At 48.8% G+C, this 18,346-nt stretch carries 14 protein-coding genes; 3 read left to right on the top strand and 11 right to left on the bottom strand.

Annotated elements, in window-relative coordinates; translation table 11 throughout:
• Together H6F86_RS23640 and H6F86_RS23635 are read right to left on the bottom strand one after the other, a co-directional pair.
• On the bottom strand, positions 1 to 2,426 hold a 2,426-nt coding region (locus H6F86_RS23640), incomplete at its 3' end, for a filamentous hemagglutinin N-terminal domain-containing protein (protein ID WP_190451913.1).
• Between the two features lie 181 nt (positions 2,427 to 2,607).
• The gene (locus H6F86_RS23635) at positions 2,608 to 3,093 is read right to left on the bottom strand and encodes a response regulator transcription factor (RefSeq protein ID WP_199305456.1); all 486 of its coding nucleotides are present in this window, start codon (positions 3,091 to 3,093) and stop codon (positions 2,608 to 2,610) included.
• 478 nt (positions 3,094 to 3,571) lie between these two features.
• Here H6F86_RS23635 and H6F86_RS23630 point away from each other — a divergent pair, with 478 nt between their 5' ends.
• Positions 3,572 to 4,543, top strand: coding sequence for a tyrosine-type recombinase/integrase (locus tag H6F86_RS23630; RefSeq protein WP_190451911.1), 972 nt, complete (start codon positions 3,572 to 3,574; stop codon positions 4,541 to 4,543).
• A 71-nt stretch (positions 4,544 to 4,614) separates the two neighbouring features.
• Here H6F86_RS23630 and H6F86_RS23625 read toward each other — a convergent pair whose 3' ends face one another.
• Positions 4,615 to 6,081: a transglutaminase domain-containing protein gene (locus H6F86_RS23625; protein WP_190451909.1), complete on the bottom strand. Its 1,467-nt coding sequence runs from the start codon at positions 6,079 to 6,081 to the stop codon at positions 4,615 to 4,617.
• A 51-nt stretch (positions 6,082 to 6,132) separates the two neighbouring features.
• On the opposite strand from H6F86_RS23625, the gene H6F86_RS23620 reads away from it, so the two are divergent.
• A complete protein-coding gene (locus tag H6F86_RS23620; protein ID WP_190451907.1) occupies positions 6,133 to 6,279 on the top strand; it encodes a hypothetical protein in 147 nt (48 codons plus the stop codon).
• Positions 6,280 to 6,404: 125 nt separating this feature from the next.
• On the opposite strand, the gene H6F86_RS23615 is transcribed toward H6F86_RS23620, so the two are convergent.
• The 8 genes from H6F86_RS23615 to H6F86_RS31955 form a co-directional block, all read right to left on the bottom strand.
• On the bottom strand, positions 6,405 to 7,169 hold the full coding sequence (locus H6F86_RS23615; protein ID WP_190451904.1) for a hypothetical protein: 765 nt from the start codon (positions 7,167 to 7,169) through the stop codon (positions 6,405 to 6,407).
• Positions 7,170 to 7,239: 70 nt separating this feature from the next.
• The gene (locus H6F86_RS23610; protein WP_206756085.1) at positions 7,240 to 8,598 is read right to left on the bottom strand and encodes a hypothetical protein; all 1,359 of its coding nucleotides are present in this window, start codon (positions 8,596 to 8,598) and stop codon (positions 7,240 to 7,242) included.
• 114 nt (positions 8,599 to 8,712) lie between these two features.
• Positions 8,713 to 9,255, bottom strand: a complete 543-nt coding sequence (locus H6F86_RS23605; RefSeq protein ID WP_190451902.1) for a TniQ family protein — start codon at positions 9,253 to 9,255, stop codon at positions 8,713 to 8,715.
• A complete protein-coding gene (locus H6F86_RS23600; RefSeq protein WP_190451900.1) occupies positions 9,255 to 10,118 on the bottom strand; it encodes an ATP-binding protein in 864 nt (287 codons plus the stop codon). The genes H6F86_RS23605 and H6F86_RS23600 overlap by 1 nt, the downstream gene beginning before the upstream one ends.
• Positions 10,119 to 10,132: 14 nt before the next feature.
• Entirely contained in the window at positions 10,133 to 12,232 is a 2,100-nt protein-coding gene (locus H6F86_RS33225) for a Mu transposase C-terminal domain-containing protein (protein WP_190451898.1), read from the bottom strand.
• Between the two features lie 141 nt (positions 12,233 to 12,373).
• Positions 12,374 to 12,700: a hypothetical protein gene (locus tag H6F86_RS23590; protein ID WP_190451896.1), complete on the bottom strand. Its 327-nt coding sequence runs from the start codon at positions 12,698 to 12,700 to the stop codon at positions 12,374 to 12,376.
• Positions 12,701 to 12,924: 224 nt separating this feature from the next.
• Positions 12,925 to 13,242, bottom strand: a complete 318-nt coding sequence (locus H6F86_RS23585) for a DUF5996 family protein (RefSeq protein WP_190451894.1) — start codon at positions 13,240 to 13,242, stop codon at positions 12,925 to 12,927.
• 437 nt (positions 13,243 to 13,679) lie between these two features.
• Complete coding sequence (locus H6F86_RS31955) at positions 13,680 to 13,829, bottom strand: hypothetical protein (protein ID WP_206756084.1); 150 nt, start codon at positions 13,827 to 13,829, stop codon at positions 13,680 to 13,682.
• Between the two features lie 152 nt (positions 13,830 to 13,981).
• On the opposite strand from H6F86_RS31955, the gene H6F86_RS23575 reads away from it, so the two are divergent.
• Positions 13,982 to 18,346 (top strand): AAA family ATPase (locus H6F86_RS23575; protein WP_190451890.1); only part of this gene is annotated, 4,365 nt, incomplete at its 3' end.

Below are 18,346 nucleotides of genomic sequence, written 5' to 3'. Positions count from 1 at the left end.
GCTGTAATGTTGCCAGCGTTGCCTTCTCCCGATGTAGCCGACGAGAGTTGAGCATTATTCAGAACTGAAAGCGATTGTGCCGTGATGCCAATATCGCCGCCGTTACCCACTGCACCTGGCGAAAGCGTGCTAAGGGCATCGCCACCATCAAACAAGACGGTATCACTCGCCTGAATCTGGATCGCTCCAGCCTTGCCTTGTGACCTGACATCCGTGATGATTCTGCCCTGATCGGAAACCGAGAGTGATCCCGTGGTAATCGTGACATCGCCTCCGTCTCCCACCGATCCTTTTGTCGCCGTGGTAAACACCCCGCTCTGCTCTGAAGGATTGGTAGGCGCTGTGCCACGAATCTGCACAGAGTCACGCGCCCGAATGGTGACACGACCCGCATTTCCTTGTCCCTCAGTAACGGTATTCACGGCACCCCCGTTTGTCAGGAAGAGCGAACCCGTAGTAATGGCTACACTGCCACCTTGCCCCACACCGCTGGGTTGCACTGGTGAGAAGATAGAGCTTGCATATTTGCCATCGGCAGCCTCACCATCTATGAGTACGCGATCGCGAGCATCAATGATGATGTCGCCCGCCTTCCCCTGTCCACTCGTGCTAGCCAGTAATTCAGCCCCCCCTGTAAGCGCAAGCGACCCGGTGGTGATGTTGATACCGCCAGTGTTACCGATGCCGGTTTGTTCCACGGTATTGAAGATAGCACTGCTATAGCCATCCCAAGCGCCATCCAAAGAGACGGTATCACGGGCATTGATGTTTATACTACCGGCATTCCCCTGTCCCTGTACGAAGGATCGCACTTGAGCCCTCCGTGTGAGCGCCAGCGACCCGGTGGTGATGTTGATACCGCCAGTGTTACCGATGCCGGTTCGTCCCACTTTATTGGATATAGTAGTGCCACCGCTATCCGAAGAGCCATCCCAAGCGCCATCCAAAGAGACGGTATCGCGGGCATTGATATTTATACTACCTACATTCCCCTGTCCCTCCACGTAGGCTCGCAGTCGAGCGCCCCGTGTGAGCGCCAGCGACCCGGTGGTGATGTTGATACTGCCAGCGTTACCGATGCCAGTTGGTCCCACGGCGTTGAAGATAGTAGTGTAGAAGTCATCCAAAAAGCCATCCAAAGAGACGGTATCGCGGGCCTTAATATTTACACTGCCTGTGTTTCCCTGGCCATACGTGATGACAACCCATTGACTGCTCCCTGTGAGCGCAAGTGACCCGGTGGTGATATTGATACCGCCAGTGTTACCGATGCCAGTTTGTTCCACGGTATTGAATACGTCACTGTTAGCCAAAGAGACGGTATTACGGGCCTTAATATTTACACTGCCTGCGTTTCCCTGGCCAGACGTGTTGACAACCAGTGCCGATTTCCCCGTAAGCGCCAGCGCCCCTGTTGTGATGTTGACGTTACCCGCATTCCCGATCCCTCCAGGACGCACTACGTTGAAGATAAAACTGCCATCAGTTAAGTTGATTGCTTCTGTCGCATTGAGCTGAATGTCCCCGGACTGAGCACCAGCAAAGCCCAACCCTGTGTTGATGCCTGCTCGCAATCTGCTTGCGCCACTCATGGTCAAGTTTTTAGCCGCGATCGCAATACTGCCGCCACCGCCAGCACGAACGTCTATCATAGCGCCGTTGTTGATCGCAACGTCTGCGCGCCCCACGCTAGCTGGCAAACTTAACTGCCACTCACCCGCCGCTTCACTCAGCCCCACGCTTCCCTGTCCGACCACGGCACCCAACTCCACTCGGCTACCCGGACTGATGATTTGCCCACCTTCTAACCGCACATCACCCCCAATGAGCAACAGGCTCTGCCCCGCTGGCACTTGAAGCCCAATTCCATTATTGGCGGTTGATTGATTCACGATCAACTTGGGTGTCAGTTGATTAAAGAAAAAGGCATTGGGATTCACCATGAGCAACTGCCTGGGTAACGGTTGCGTTGCATCGCTACTAAACACTTCACCATTGGGAAAGCCAATCGCGTTGGCTGTCGTCGCCACAAACGAACCGCCAATATTGAGCGAGGCATTGGGACCAAACAGAATGCCATTGGGGTTGAGCAAAAACAGATTTGCCGTACCATTTGCTCGAATCAAACCATCAAGATTAGAGATTGCCCCACCCGTGACGCGGCTGAAAATATTTTGCACATCGGCAGCATTGTTGAAAAAGGCAGTTCCTCCGGTGGGAATGGAAAACTGACTGAAGCTGTGGAATAAATTGCCCCCTCGGCTTGCTCCGCCATCAATTTGCACAGTGACAGTGCCTGAAACTTGCGATCGCTCCCCCGTAGGCAAGGTGCCATCAGGCACCACTTGAGCGACGATCGATTGAGCACACACGCTACTCAAGCTACTGATTGTTAAAACCCATGCTGTTAAATGCGATTGGTTCATGTCGCTACCTTCGTTCCATCGTTGCGATCAACTGCAAAGGGTGTTTTTAGTGCGATCGTTTCAGTCAAGCTAAAATAAACGGTAGCAGAAGACCAGGGAAGATCAGCAAGTTAGCTGAGATCTGGCATTGCTGCTAAGAACCTATCCTCGAATGAACTTGGGGCTAATCGCTCAGAACAACCTACAAGCTGACCAGCCCACGTTTAACTGCAACAATCACGGCTTGAGTGCGATCACTCACGCCCAATTTACTCAAGAGCCGATTGATGTGCGACTTGACGGTACTCTCTCTAATACTTAAGACAGTTGCAATGTCCATGTTCCCCATCCCCTGCGCCATCAAACAGAGTACTGCTAGTTCTCGTTCACTCAGTTCTGGATGGCTCATGTGCTGCAACAGTTTTGCTCCGACGGCTGGCGACACATACTTTTGACCGCTATGAATCGCGCGAATGGCATTCAGCAGTTCGTTGGGTTTCGCGTCCTTGAGCAAATAGCCCTGAGCACCTGCCTGCAAGCCACAGTAGATGTCTTCATCGCCATCATAGGTTTCAAAGCCTTCGGCGCGATAGGACTCGTCTCCAGGTTGTTTAAGCTGCCAGTGACCGTCTCTTTGATAGATCCTCTTACAAGCAGTTCGCCATCCATTGCTGCTACAACTAGACATCCCTGAAACGGCTCGAGGGAACGATCCACAAGCAAAAGGTCGTCGGAGTGGATACAGTCTGCTGCCATTGCATCACTCCCACCCTGAAAAAGAAGGTAGCAGGAGGATTTTTGACCAGTTGATTCAAGTTCAAGCTGGTATCAATCGTTGGTCAGACGGTGCCGGGAAAGACATCGAAGGTAATGAGGCAAATAGAGCTTCTAGCAGTGATCAATGCACGTTTAGCACCATGCTTTGCAATCACAGTAGCACTTTGGTTCAGCCCCAACCATCGCTTTCCAGCCTTCAACTTTCAATTTCTGCATGATTTCTGCTTGATGGCAGATATGAGTCACATATCTGCTATTCAAATTAGTCTATGAGCATAAATACTTAACTTGAAAGCTTTATAACCCCTGTGTCATCGTAGGGATGGCTGATGACTTCGTTTCAGAAAGCCGGGTCTTGCTTCAATCCTTGACAGCCTACGATCGCTCCCATGCCTCCACGCCCTTTACCAACGCCCGTTGTGGTGCTCGTTAACCCAGCAATCCCACAGGTTGCTGAAGCACTTGGCAAGCCCTTAAGTCTAAGGGAATTGCGGGTGCAGGAATTTTTGCAGGCGCGATCGCTCCAGCCCAAGAGTCGTAAAGCTTATCAACGGGATCTGGACCTGTTTATGACCTGGACTAATACTGCTTGGAACCAGGTGACTCGGCGGCAGGTCGCCCAGTTCAAGCAGTCTTTGCTCAACGAGAGACGTTTAGCGCCAAACTCCGTCAACCGTACTTTACAAACACTGAAGTCATTCTTTAAGTGGTTAGTGCGTTCGGAATACGTGAGTACCGACCCCACAACCGAGATTCAGCAAGAGCATGTACCGGAGCCGCAGTCGCAAGATTTAGAGGCAGAAGAAGTCGAGCGCATTTATCTGGCAATTGAGCAGCGGCGCTGGCATGAGCGTGATCGGGCACTGTGGACCGTCTTGCTGCATGGACTCAGGGCAGAGGAAGCCTCCAATCTGAATGTGGGGGACTGTGTCGGGGGAGAATTAGTGATCCGGCAAGCGAAGCACGATAGTACGGGCGAAGTGCCGCTCACAAAAGAAGGTCAAGCTGATTTGGAAGCCTATCTACAATGGCGCGAGGCACAGGTGGGACAAGCTTTAGCGCCGGATCAACCCTTCTTTGTGTCATACTCACCCCGCAATCGGGGACAGCGCTTGGGCTATTCCGGCATTCGCCAAGTGATGGATCAATTAGCAGAAGCCACTGGGATTGACCTGCATTCTCACCGGGGCAGGCATACCTTCGCGACCCGGTTAATCGTCGAGTATGCGATGGACCCGACGCTGGCAATGGCATTAACGCGCCATCGCGATCCGCGCAGTTTTAGACGGTATACCAACCGCAAAAACAAGGTGGCAGCGAAGCAAGCCTTCCTCAAAGCCAGTGGGCAGCTATCGGTATGAACAGCCAATTCCTGAACCGATGCACCCCCCTAAACCCGATGCTGAGGTCGAGCTTTTGCTTGCAGTGCGTACTATGCTTTGTTGAATTCCAGTTGTCCAACATACTCGTATTGCCCATACTGCTGGTCACCCGTGAAGAGTTGCACCTCATAGGTGCCAGTACTCGGCAGGGGACAGGCTAACTGCGTGCCCTGGCTTGTCTGCCCCGCGCAGGGTGCGGTTTGTTGGCTACCTTTTGCACCGTAACTTGCCATCAACCAGCGTTGACGGGGATTCTCCAGTTGAATCACCGCGTTGCCCTGTACATCCGTTTGCGAGCGAGTGGGTGACAGCAATTTCAATCCTTGCGCGAAGAAGCCAGGACGCAGCATCGGTTGCCGGAAAAAGTCGCCCCGCGAGAGTGGTTGCGGCAAAAACTGCCAGGCGGCATCGTCCGGAAAGTGGCTGACGACCATGACTTCGGGCGGCGGGAACAGGTAGCTGGTGCCATACTGCTTCGTAAAGCTGGAGCCATTGACAGAGCCGCTGTCCCAGGTGGCATCAATCAGATACCAGTTGCCTGCAATTTTGGCAGCATTCCAGGCATGACTGCCACCATTCAGGTCGCTGCTCTGGCTCCGAGAATCGCCCACGACATATACAATCTCTTCCCCGATCGCCTGTCCCAGGGCTTCGAGCAGTTTGGCATAGCCAGCACATACAGCTTTGCGAGTGCGGAAGACGGTTTCGGCATCCTGAGGTGGACGGGGAGCCTGCCCAAAGAAAGCTGGGGCATCATAGGCAATACGATCAGCAACGTAGTCATGCAATGCTTTGACCCGGAGAAAGGGATCGTGCTCCTGCTGGGCAAGGTACTGCGCCACCGCTGCAAGGCTGGTTTCCACGCTGGCTGGCATGTTAGCCACCGCTGGATGGATGGCAGCGTTCGTTGCCCACAACGTTGCAGGCTGGGTAGCAGGGTTTGTTGGAACTGGTTGCGGTTGTGGCTGCGCTTGCGGTGAGGGTTTACTGTGCGGCGTGGGTGGCGCAGACGGCGGCACTGTTGGTTGAGGGGTCGGGCGCACCGTGCTGGTGTCGGCGTATTGTTTGTAAGGGTTCTGATGGACTGCCAGATACAACCACTCCAACTCATTTGCCAGTTGGAAGAGCGATCGCCGCACCCAGGCAATTTGGGGTCCCTGACGCCCCTCCAGCATCCAGTCTCCCCGTGTCGAAAGCGCTAGAAAGGAGGTTTGGGGACGCAGTGCCAGCAGACAGGTGAGAAAGATCAGGTTGAGCAGTAGGGTACGTAGGATGACTCGATCGCCCCAGGTGAGCATGGGCGGCTTCTGCTGGCGACGCTTGCTGCCCCACAGATCCCAGGCGATCGGGAGCAGAGGAAACAGTAGTACCCCAGAGCACGCCGCCAGCCAGGTGGGACCATTGGTGTAGGCGACTAGGGAAGAGGCTAACCACACGCCCAGAACAGGCGTGAGGAAGACCAGTAGGAGCAGCAGCCCTTTGAGTAGCCGAACAAGGAGGTCAAGGAGGAAGCGCATAAGCCCTGGAAGAAGGTTGATCTGAATCAAGCATGCCCAAAGTTGGCGGCGATGTTTGAACCGTTGTTAAAACGGGCAGGGGCGTTTGAGGGTTGGTTTAGCCCTGATTTTCAGTTGCTACAGTGCCAGGGTGAGCGATTTCTGATTCGAGGTGATTTAGCGATGGAGGCAGCCTTTCAGTCAACCATTGGAAACTAGAAGCTTGAGCAACGCAACCGCCCCTGATTGGCAGTCTTGATGAATGATGGTTCGTTGGTAAGCTCGGTAATGACGATGCATTAGCCCTCGGTGTAAGTAAGATGAAATGTCGCTTCCTGGCTTTCTTAGTATTGACGATACTTTTTCCAAGTCTCGTTAAGTTCACTTCGCATTGCTTTCCATAACCAAGCCGGGAGAAGGGGGGCAAATGCTCGTGCCAAGTGATACTCGTTCATCAACTTGATCGCATCCGATTCTGAAGCGCCAGTATTCATCAGCAAACTCTCTGCGGCTTTCTCGACCTGCCCTGCCTTAAGGCTGAAGTTTTGATAGCCTAGAACCGACCTGAACAAGTTGAGCGAGAAAACCAGCGTCAGTACAGATGTTACGATTCGTCCTAGGCTGGATGAAAACTGCTGATTATTCACAGTCTGGACACTGGTCAAGAGGACGACCAAAGAAACGCCTACTAGTAAGCAAGTGCCCGTCAGATAGTAGTTCCGCATCCGTTCTGATAAATGTTTACTCCACCAAGCAGATTCTTGGATGTTTTCTAGCGCTCGTCGAGTTCCATACCCTTCACGGCTAGCAAAATACTTCTCCGCCAAAACTTCTGCAACAACAAGTTTGTCTAAGTTAGAGGGACTCCGCACAAGTAAGTCTGAGATTTCAGCCTTGGAAATTTCCCAACCGAAGGCATCCTGTCCATCTAACTTTCGTCGTAATGTCTCCGCTATCGCTTTATAAGTATCTGATCGCCAAGCTACTAAATCAGCGATAACCGACAACCCAAACACCAGAAGTGCCGCATACGCTGGCAGCAACGGCAGTAAAACTGCTAGGGTGCCGATGATAAACCCAGCCAGTTTGCATCCTAAGGAAAAGCGCACCCATCTCTTTGCGAGCGTAGAGTATGCCTGACAAATAGCTTGGGGCTCGTGCTTCAGTTTGCTATTCTGCTTAACCATACGTTGGGAAGCCCGTCCCAAAGATTTTCCTCCACCAGTACATAGCGGTCTTTTGATCATTTTCAGACTCAGCCACCATTGCACGACTAGCATGGTCTGCTGCGCTTCTCATCGCGTGCATAATTTTCTGCTTCTTATTCCAGCTAACATCAACATCTAAAGCCTCACCGAGCCTTTTGGGGTCAGGGCAACTGCTCATTAGATAATTAGCACAGTTCTCAAAGAAATAGGTGATCGCAGCTGGGTAGTTTGTGATAGCAAGAGCAGATTGGAAAGTCTGCACTACCAAAGTCTCAAAGTAGTATGACAACAACTTTGGCTTATGTTTACGCTCATTCCAATACTTCAGCATCCGTAGTACTGGCAAAAGCTCACCTCTATGATTCTTGTTCACTAATGTAAGGCTCTTCGCATCGATTTTAGGGTTCGTTTTAATCCAGTTGCCTTGACCATCAGGAATGAGAAAGTGCGTTACCTTATTTTGATCATCGTGCACTGAAATTGCTGGCACAATATCAAAGTTCCAAGGCAGGGTCTTAAGCTTTAAGGTCACTGCTTGCATTCGACGATTCTTCTCAGCTTGCTTATAGCGATCAATATGGGCAAGGTAGTTCTTGATCCGATTTAAAACTTTGATTGAGTTGACATAGCCGTCGTCGTCTACAAATGCTTGGAGCGGTGCTTGAGCCTCTTTGAGACTCACACGGCATACTGGAGTCATGTTGGCTCCGTATCCAGATGCTTTTTGCCGATAGGATATCTCGACCTGCGTTCCCTTGCCATCTAGCAATATTAGTAAGTCAATATCATCTAAAGGGTCAGTCTTTGTTCGTCTGGCAAATGAGCCAAATGAAATATAACCTCCTTTTAATCTGGGAAAATCTGAGTGTTTTGCAGCCAGCCTCTTCATTTGCTTGAACAGATAGCTACGACTTGCCAGTCCTTTCTGAGTGGTTGTTCGCTCCAAATCAACAATTTTGGTTTGGAATTTCTTGAAAGCGGTTTTGACCGTTTTAGCTTTTAGGTCAGAATTATTTACTTGCTTAAGTTCTTTGCTGATTACAGCTTTGCCAGTGCCAGGATGTGTTGAACCAACCTCCTTTTTTGAGCCAACTTTCGCAACGGAGACCTTTTTAGGTACAGTAACTTTCGCAGCAGAAGCAGTTTTCGGCTGTGTTTCTCTACCCACTTTAGGTGCGTCAGCAAGCTCTCTTGGAGTATTAGAGCGTTTCTCTGAGCCTGTTTTGATTGCAGATTTTCTGGTCTTTTCTGTTTTCTTCTGCTTCGAGTGAACATTTGTTTTCTGAGTTCGTCCAGTTCTAGCTTTTTGACGATTTGAAGGCTTCTTCATCCTAGCGATTTCACAACTAGATTCGGTGCTCACTACTCTTCAAAATATTCAGGCTACAAATTATAGTGAGGAAAGATGAGTAGAACACGTTATAGCAACACTGCGAAACTCCACTCAATATGACTTCTGCCTTTTCTTCATCGTTTTGAACGGCATACCACACCGCTTACATGCCGACACTTCCAGCAAGCCAATCACCGAGAAGGGATGTTCGCAGACCAGATAACGTGGCAGCAGGCGGAGTCTATGACGCTCGCACCCGACTGTTGAGTAAAGTTGCCAAGCGATTCGATGATAGGGGTCTTCCAAGCAACAGGCAGCACAGATACGAATTGTATTTGGCTGCGATCGTTCGCCTAACGGTGGAAACATCTCCCAAAGCCTATCAGCTTCAACCTGCGTGACTTTGCTCAAAGCTTGCACCTGTTTCTGCTGAGGCTTTCTCCCACCAAAGAGAAGATCTTCCCAACGTTTAATTGCCGTACCAACTTCAAGAATTTTTCCTAACTGACTAGGAGAAGAAAGCCGATTGCCTTTGGCTCGCCGGAACCGATACAGGAAGCTAGCAATACTCTCGCCCTCTAGTGGCGATACATAGGTGAATGGGTGTTCTGGGTCAAAGGAGTAAGTGGAAAGAGTTGGTTGAACCTCTGGCACTAGACTTCCTCCTCATCAAAATAGCCGTCACCATAGCTTTCCAAGACTTGGCTCAAAACTTGCGGATCAAAAGACAATGCCTCATTGCTAGAAGAAAGTTGAATCACTTGAATCAGGATTTCAACAAAGTCTTCAATATTGCCCTTTGTGACGCCATACAAAACTTCTACCGAGTCGACATCTATTAAGTCAACGGACGCTGGCAATTCTAGGAACTGACGCTCAAAAGCTTTAATTACTCCTGCAAACTCCTCACTAGAAAGATTCTTAAAGCGGTAGAACGGCTTAAAATAATCAAACTTTCCCGCTTTTTTGAGCCAAGCATCCAGGTCGGTTGATCCTATCAGAATGGCTGGAATGCGGTACTCACTACGTCGAGACATAGCGATGAGAGTGCTAAGTGCGTTTTCAGTGAGGAAGTGAGCATGATCAATTAGGAGAGCATCAACTCTAAATAACTTTAGAGTATCCCAAGCTCTAAACGTGAAATCCTTTGGTTTCCCACCCTTCGCACCACGTCCGAGGCTGCCTGAAATAAGGTTACAGAGCTTTCGGGTACTGCAAGAAGATTCGAGGTCAATGATATGAATGCGTAGGGGTATCGGTAGCAAATCCCCTCGCCGACCACTAATTTCATCAACCCAATGTTTTGCAGCAACAGATTTGCCTGACCGATCGGAACCAATAATACGACCGCACAGCTTATCACGGTTCCTCTGCTTCAGCCAGTCTTCAAGTCCCGAAAAGTAGCTCGTTTCCGCCAGAAATTCACGCTCGATCAGCGCCCTAATCTGCGCCTCAACTGTAGGTGAGTCTGGGACAGTCTGGATAGGATAGCCAAGAGGGACACGCTCTGACAGCATTTCTGTTTACCTTCTTACCGCGATCGACCTTTCCGACGAGAAACAACCAATTTAGGATGATTTGTCTCAGCCGCTTGCAGTTGCTCCTTAAATGATTCTATGTTCTTCTCGTGGCGCTTCGCTTGTATGCTGATAATTTTTTGTGGTTCAGGTACCTTGATCATTGATGGTGCATGGGCTGCATCATCTTTAAAGGCAACAAGTGAACGATCAGACTTAGAATCTAGCTTGGCGATAGATTCAGTCACTTCAGAAGCGGGTAGCGCATCGATTGAGGAGTTATTGACCTGTGTCGTAGGCTTTGAACTTTCCTTACCCTTACTTCGTGAGCGCCGATTACGACCGCTTGCCTCGCGTTCTCTCTGAACTACAAGGTCTTGACGTTTTCCCTGATATTTCACGCGAGTAGGCTTCGTAGTGTTATCTAGTTCCTTCCCTCGAGCTTCAGCTTCGGAAAGTACATACTCTAACGCTTCCAGGGTAAGCGTCTCAGATTCTAAGTTGTTGAGATCAAGTTCTCTCAAAGGAAGTTGTAACTTTCTAATCCAGTAATTGATTTCATCAACAGCCTGCATTTCGGCATAACCTAGAAATCTTCCTGGTTTTCCATCGGTTTCCAGTTCGTATGTGAATAAGCGAAGAATATTGCTGGAGTCATACCGCAAGGTGACCTTTTGACCAGCAAAAGCTCTTAAAAATTCTCCTCGGTAGCGTCGCGTTTTGAATTGAATGACACCATGCCTGTAAACCATGCCTGTCTTCAACTTCCTCAGACAAGCATCCAGTTTTCTCTCGTCAACGACAGGCGGCAATTCACCATCCATGCCCTCTAACCACTTTGTGTAGCGAAGTTCTGTTGGATCTTTGGTATGTCGCGCCAAGTTATATTCGACGTAGAAATACCAGGACAGAATCTTATCTACGTCTCGGAGTGTCAAACATGCTTTTGCTTGTGCATCTTTTGGACGCTGAGTCGTATTAGAACCCGTGTAGGACGGGTCTTCTGACCAGACCCGCTTGTTAAGCCCATTGAAAACACTTTCTATATCGCCACCATCCGATGGTTTACGTCTTAAGTGAACTATAAAGCCAAGACCAGGGCTGATCCGCTTAAGGTGTTTACCAATCCGTTTAACATGTTCTGCGTTTAAGTCTTTCCCACCATCGACATACAGATGGCTAAAGCTGCCATAGGGAATCCTATCTTCCGGCAAACTATAGTCTAGGGGAAACTCCTTCGGCAAAATGGCTTGGCGGATCAGTTGAGCGACATCTTCCGCACTGGGCTGTTTGATACTTAGAAGATGACTCAAAACACATTTGGAGAAAACATCTTTAAGAACAGATAGATAAAGCCGAATAGCTCCTTCTGGAGGAGGGATGTTATCGTCTTCGACTGTTTCAAAGCGAATGTTAGATTGATCACCAGCCACTAATGAGAATTGATCAACCTTAGTGTGATCAATTTGTACAACCTTATTTGAATAATTTGCTGTAAGCGTTTCTCCGGCACGAGTGGGAAGGTGACTGACCATTCCCTGCCCTGCACTGCTAACTCCGTTCTGCGTTCGTTTCTGTTCAATCAAAGGTTGGACAAGGCGACGCACAGTCGCATATGACGGATACTGAGTATTTTTGCGTATATCAAGCGCTTCCCGCTCCACCTTAGCGAAAACGGCGGCAGCACTCATGATTTTTTTACCTTTACTCCCTTTTTTCCAGACTTTAGTAATAAAAGGTTCCCACTCTAAAGTAAGGTCGTGCTTCGGCTTTTTCCCTCGAGAAGACCTGGGTACAGGCTCACCATCCAGGTGTTTCTTTAACCAATCCTCAAAGGTACGCTTTGGCACCTCTAAATAGTCGATCGCCGATTGCTTGCGCACCCGCTTGATAGCTGGAGTCAGAGATTCTGCAACCCATTGAATGATCCAGAACTTCCACTCCTCTTTTTCGATTCCCTGCCGTACAAGCTCCCGAATATACTCGTCAATGTTCGTGCTGTAGCTAGTTTCATCAAGCAGAACAGCGTTGTCTGGGCATCCAGGAAGTTCGGCTTCGAGGCGATCGTCAGACATAGGAGTGTCATCAACCCATAGAAAGCAAACTGCTAACACAATACCAGACTCGAAAATTCTGCGCTACTCATTTGCTCATTTTACTGGGAAACTGAGCCACATAAGCTTTCAGTGGCAGAGGTCTCTAGCTGATGAAGCCTTTGTTATTGAAGAAGGTATAAGATCGATGACATCTAGGGATCAAGGATTGGCATGACCACGTAAAGAGTCACGATTGATCTTCCAGAAGCGGTTTTCCGGCAATTGGTACGGCTTGCTGAAGCCACTCATCAATCTGTCGAAGTCTTGGTGGCGCAGAGCGTGATGAGTAATCTCCCCCAGCGGTGGATCATGCCTCACCCGAGCTACAGCCTGAATTTTTGAGAATGCAAGGCTTGACAAACGAGGAGCTACAAGGGTTCGCCCAAGCTCAAGCTGAACCGCGTCAATACGAGCGTCAAACTGAACTCTTGGCAAAAAATGAAGCGGCTCTGCTAACTCCTGAAGAACAACAAGAGCTAGTGGCATTACGACAAGCCGCCGATCATTTGATGTTGCGCAAAGCCTACGCTTGGTCCTTGTTACGCTGGCGGGGACAAAGAATCCCAACTTTGCAAAAAAAACCAAATTGGATTAATTACCAGTAGGTTCATCGGCATTGACCTTCATGCTCAAGGATTAAGCGTCCAAGAAACCAGTCTGCGAAACTGTCCTACATTTCACCACTTAAGATCTGCCAGTTAAACGCCAATTTAGGAAGGCAGTTGCGACTTAAACGTCAACTGCTGAAGTTCCTTTTGATTCCAGTTGCCTAACCTGGCGGCAGCTTCGTAGGTGCTTTGCAAGAACTCTAACAACATCTGATCCGGTGATTCTGCCTCACGGACAACGTCATAGGGCAAAATAAATTTGCCTAACTCTTGATTGTAAAAGGCAGCATCGGGACGAACCTCAGCCTGCTTAAACCCATCGGGTTCTGGGTACGCATAGGAATAAAACGCTGGGTATGATAAGCCGGCTCCGGGCCAAAAGCCGGCACTACTGACTTTCTGAGAATAGGCAATGAGCAACCGCTGGCGATTGCCCCTATTCTATGCACGAAATCATCTCCAAATTTCGCCACTTAAGCTCCGCGAGTTAAGCACAGAGTGAAGGCGTTCGCGTTGCGTACCCAAAGGGCGTTCGCTTCACTGTGAGATCGCTCCTAATGCTTTCAACGTCGCTGCTTGAGCGTGCGTTAATCCAGTTGCACCTTGAACCTTCATGCCTTCAAGCATAGAACCGTGCAATTTACTTGCTCGATCCCTTTGCCTGACTATTTGCCCAAATTCAATATAGGTGGTCGCCTTCAAGCTGTCGCCTATAGCAAGTTAAATTTTTTACAGTGCAATTTGATAGAGTAACCATGCCATCGCAAGGTAGAAGGCTGGCTCTAACTTAAGTGAGAAGCCGAATTTGCTCGAAAGTACATGCATACAATCGATCGACCATTAATCGACCCATCATTCTAGTGAACAGGCACTGCGCTGGAGCGTGGTTTTCGCAAGGTCACCCATGGCTTTGGCTCCGCTTGGGGTGCGGCGTTGTGCGCCCAGGTGCGATCGTTGGTAAGACGGCTCGCCGTCAGAGTCTCTCTGCCTTCCAGGCTCTTGCCCATGCCCTTGCCTCACACCAGTCTGATGGGCTACTGAGTTGAGCCATGACCAGTCAAGCTCTAAAGATCTTCTACACAAGGAGCTTTAGATGCTGGAGTTTGGCAAGCGATATACTTTGGGAAACGGCTGACAGTCCTTCATCGGGGAGAATTCAATGATTACCCTGCCTGGAATTACGATCCACAGCCAAATCTATGAGAGCTTAGCTTCTTTGGTGTATCGGGGCATCAGAGAGCAAGATAACTGTGCCGTGATTGCCAAAGTGCTCAAGCAGGATTATCCCTCGCCTCAGGAATTAACTCGCTATCGGCAGGAGTATGAAATTACGCGCTTTCTCAATATTGAAGGCGTAGTCAAGGCATACAGCCAGCAAGACTACCAGCGCACGCTGGTGATGCTTTTGGAAGACTTTGGTGGCGAGTCTTTAGAAGGCTGGAGGCGACAACAATTAGACTTCTGTCCCATGCCGCTGTCGGTTTTTTTGCCTCTGGCGATCGCCCTTACGGATACTTTAGGCAAAATCCATGCGGCTCATGTCATCCATAAAGATCTTAATCCTGGCAACATTGTCTTTAATCCGAGGACTGGTGTTGTCAAAATCATTGATTTTGGCCTTGCCACTCGCTTCGGTCGCACCAATCCCACCTTCAAAAGTCTCTATCTTTTAGAAGGAACCCCCGCCTATTTGTCGCCAGAGCAAACCGGACGCATGAACCGGATGCTCGATTATCGCACCGACTTTTATTCACTGGGTGCAACCTTCTACGAACTGTTGACGGGACAATTACCGTTTCCCACTAGTGATCTCCTAGAGCTAGTCCACTGTCACATTGCCAGACCGCCGACTCCCCCGCATGAATTGAACGTGACGATCCCCCAACCTGTTTCAGATCTGATTTTGAAACTGATGGCGAAGAATGCGGAGGATCGCTATCAAAGTGCCTGGGGCATCAAAGCAGATCTAGAGCGCTGTGCCCAACAACTGGCGGAAATGGGTCAGATTAACGCCATCTCGTTGGGACTGCAAGATGTCTCTGAGCAGTTCCGCCTTCCTCAAAAACTGTATGGGCGATCAGCGGAGATTGCAGCCTTATGGGTAGCGTTTGACAGAGTGGCAGGGAGTAAGGCAGTCCGTGAAATGATGCTGGTCTCTGGTTACGCTGGCGTTGGCAAAACAGCATTGGTACAGGAACTCTTTAAACCGATTACCGCAAAGCACGGCTATTTTATCTGGGGTAAATTTGACCAATTCCGACGCAACATTCCCTACAGCGCGATCATCGATGCCCTGCAAAAGTTGGTGCAGCAACTATTGGGAGAACCCAATGAACAGGTGGAAGTATGGCGATCGCGCCTGCTTACTGCTCTGGGCAGCAACGGAAAAATTATCATTGATGTCATCCCTGAAGTTGAGTTCATCATTGGCAAGCAGCCAACTGTGCCCGCAGTTGGAGCAACAGAAGCACAGAATCGCTTCAATCTCACGTTTCAAAGGTTTGTGCGGGCGTTTTGTGCCAAAGAGCATCCCCTGGTCATTTTCTTAGACGATCTACAGTGGATCGATGCTGCGACGTTGAAGTTAATCGAACTCATCTTACTGGATGAGCAAAGCCAGTATCTGTTTTTGATCGGAGCCTACCGCGATCACGAACTGACTCCAACGCATCCGTTGGTCTTAACGCTAGAGAGCCTGCGAAACCAGGGAGCAGTATTTCAGGAAATCATCCTGACCCCCTTAACCCTGGAACCGTTGAGTCAACTGATCGCTGAGACATTACATCACAATCCTGATACCGTTCGCTCCCTAGCCCAAGCTGTATCACGTAAAACCGAGGGCAACCCCTTCTTTGTGGGTGAATTTTTGAAGCTGCTGCATAGCGAAAACCTGTTGACCTTTGATGCCCAACAGTTGAGTTGGCAGTGGAACCTGGCTGAGATTGAAGCTCAAAATATCACCGATAATGTGGTGGAGTTGCTGCTGCGTCAGTTGCAGAAATTACCGGCAGCCACACAGCAAACTCTCTGCATCGCGGCTTGTGTCGGGGCTGAATTTGATTTAGAGACGTTGGCGCTTAGCGCAGAGCGCAACTCCGAAGGAACCGTTTGCGAAAAATCACCGAAAGCAATTTTCCAGGATCTACTTGCAGCAATACAAGCGGGCTTAATTCAACCTCTGTCTGAATTGGACGAAGATTTGTTGGTTCAAGAGTATAAGTTTCTGCACGACCGCGTGCAGCAAGCGGCTTATGCTTTGATTGATGAATCACAGAAACAAGTGGTTCATCTGCAAATCGGTCGCAATTTGCTCGAAAAAACTTCACCAGAGCAACGATCCGAGCGGTTGTTTGAAATCATCGATCATCTCAATCAAGGACTTGAGCTAATCACGGCTCGATCAGAACGAACTGAAACTGCCAGATTGAATTTAATGGCAGGTCAGAAAGCAAAGGCAGCAACGGCTTATGAAGCAGCTTTTAAGTATTTCACTACAGGGCTTAAACTCCTCAATCCAGAGAGTTGGCAGAGTGAGTATGATCTCACCTTAGCGTTGTACTCAGAAGCAGCAGAAGCAGCGTATCTCCAGGGTTGCTTTGAGGCGATGGAACAGTTGGTAGAAGTAGTACTTGATCGCGCTAAGACAGTACTTGATAAAGTGCAGGTTTACGATAGCAGCATTCAAAGATATTTGTCACAGGGCAACCTGAAAGAAGCACTCAAAATTGGCTTGGAAGTGTTGAAGCTCCTGGGAGTAATCTTACCAGAAAATCCAAGTGAGTTAGATGTTCGAGGCGGATTGGAGTCAACGGCGGCACTACTTGCTGAACGAGAAATTGAAGACTTGATTAATTTACCAGAGATGACTGCACCAGAACCGCTAGCAGGAATGTCAATCCTAGCGAATATAGAGTCTGCTGCATTCATAGTATCACCAGCACTGTGGATACTGATTACGTTCAAAACGGTAAATTTATCAATCAACTACGGGAATGCTATCTGGTCATCACTGTATTATGCTTGCTACGGGTTGGTTCTATGTGGAGTTGTTCAAGACTTTGAACTCGGCTATAAATTTGGTCAATTGGCTCTTAGCTTAGCGGAACGATTGAATACCAAAAAAGGCAAGGCTAAAGCATTACACGTATTTAGTGACCATGTTATGCAATGGAAAGTACATCTTAAGGAGATGATACCACTGCTGGTTGAGGCTTATCAGGAAGGAGTGGAAACCGGAGACTTTGAATTCGCTGGTTATGCTGCATATGGCGTGTGCCACCACTCGTTTTTCGTCGGTGAGGAACTCACCCAACTGGAACAGAAAATGGCAACCTACAGCAAAGCGGTTGATCGAATCAGACGGGAAAGCCCCTCGACTTGGATTGCAATCGTGTGGCAGACCATTCTTAATTTGTTAGATAGGGCTGAGAATCCCAGTCGCTTAGTTGGTCGGGTGTGTAATGAAGAGCAGGCATTACCACACGCCCTTGCAGTTAAAGATGGAACTGCAATTCAAATGCTGTACCTGCACAAAGTTATACTGTTTTATCTATTTGGAGAATATCATCAAGCTGTACAGACTGCTATTTTGGCAAGGCGACATTTTGAAGAAGCGACGGCAATAAAGTTTTTACCTGTATTCTGTTTCTATCATTCGCTGGCGCTTTTGAGCCTATTGGTTGAGGCTTCAAGCTCTGAAGAAGAAGCTTGGCTAAGTTGTGTTAACACCAACCAAGAAAAAATGCAGAAATGGGCAGAACACGCCCCAATGAATTATTTACACAAATTTTATCTAGTCGAGGCAGAGAAAGCGCGAGTTTTAGGGCAGTTTCTTGAGGCTGAAGAGTTTTATGAACGGGCGATCGCAGGTGCTGCTGAAAATGAGTATATCCAGGAAGAAGCATTAGCTTATGAATTAGCGGCTAAACATTATCTAGCGCGAGGTCGGGAAAAGATTGCTCAGACCTACATGAAAGAGGCGCGCTATTGCTATGAACGTTGGGGAGCAGCTGCAAAGGTCAAAGATTTGGAAGATCGATATCCTCAACTATTTCCTCAATCGTCCAATATAGTTTCTACATCAGTTCGCATCACGACTGGAACCACCTCAAATACCTCACATATTGCTCTTGATTTAGCGACGGTGATGAAGGCATCCCAAGCAATTTCGAGTGAAATTGAATTAGAGAAGTTGCTTCATTCTTTGATGCAGATTCTAATTGAAAATGCTGGAGCACAAACCGGATATCTGCTCTTAGAAAATGTAGATGAGTGGACGATTGAGGCAGCTTGCGAACTTCGTGATGGGAAAAGCGTTTGCGCTACGCAAGTACTGCAATCGACCCCAATGACAAATCGCTTATCTGAACCCATTGTCCAGTATGTCATCCGGACTCATGAGCCAGTCATCTTAAATGATGCAACTCGCGAAGGCAAGTTTATCAATGATCCCTATCTTCAACGCCATGAAGCTAAATCAGTTTTGTGTTTGCCACTACTGAATCAAAGCAAGCTTGTCGGTGTG

It is taken from the genome of Phormidium sp. FACHB-592, assembly GCF_014695795.1.
Lineage (GTDB): Bacteria > Cyanobacteriota > Cyanobacteriia > Leptolyngbyales > Leptolyngbyaceae > Stenomitos.
This window is presented reverse-complemented; position numbering and strand designations above follow the sequence as displayed.

Coding starts and splice junctions, on each gene's coding strand:
- H6F86_RS23635 (WP_199305456.1), bottom strand. CDS start 3,093: ATGTCTAGTTGTAGCAGCAATGGATGGCGAACTGCTTGTAAGAGGATC.
- H6F86_RS23630 (WP_190451911.1), top strand. CDS start 3,572: ATGCCTCCACGCCCTTTACCAACGCCCGTTGTGGTGCTCGTTAACCCA.
- H6F86_RS23625 (WP_190451909.1), bottom strand. CDS start 6,081: ATGCGCTTCCTCCTTGACCTCCTTGTTCGGCTACTCAAAGGGCTGCTG.
- H6F86_RS23620 (WP_190451907.1), top strand. CDS start 6,133: ATGTTTGAACCGTTGTTAAAACGGGCAGGGGCGTTTGAGGGTTGGTTT.
- H6F86_RS23610 (WP_206756085.1), bottom strand. CDS start 8,598: ATGAAGAAGCCTTCAAATCGTCAAAAAGCTAGAACTGGACGAACTCAG.
- H6F86_RS23600 (WP_190451900.1), bottom strand. CDS start 10,118: ATGCTGTCAGAGCGTGTCCCTCTTGGCTATCCTATCCAGACTGTCCCA.
- H6F86_RS23590 (WP_190451896.1), bottom strand. CDS start 12,700: ATGCCACTAGCTCTTGTTGTTCTTCAGGAGTTAGCAGAGCCGCTTCAT.
- H6F86_RS31955 (WP_206756084.1), bottom strand. CDS start 13,829: ATGGGCAAGAGCCTGGAAGGCAGAGAGACTCTGACGGCGAGCCGTCTT.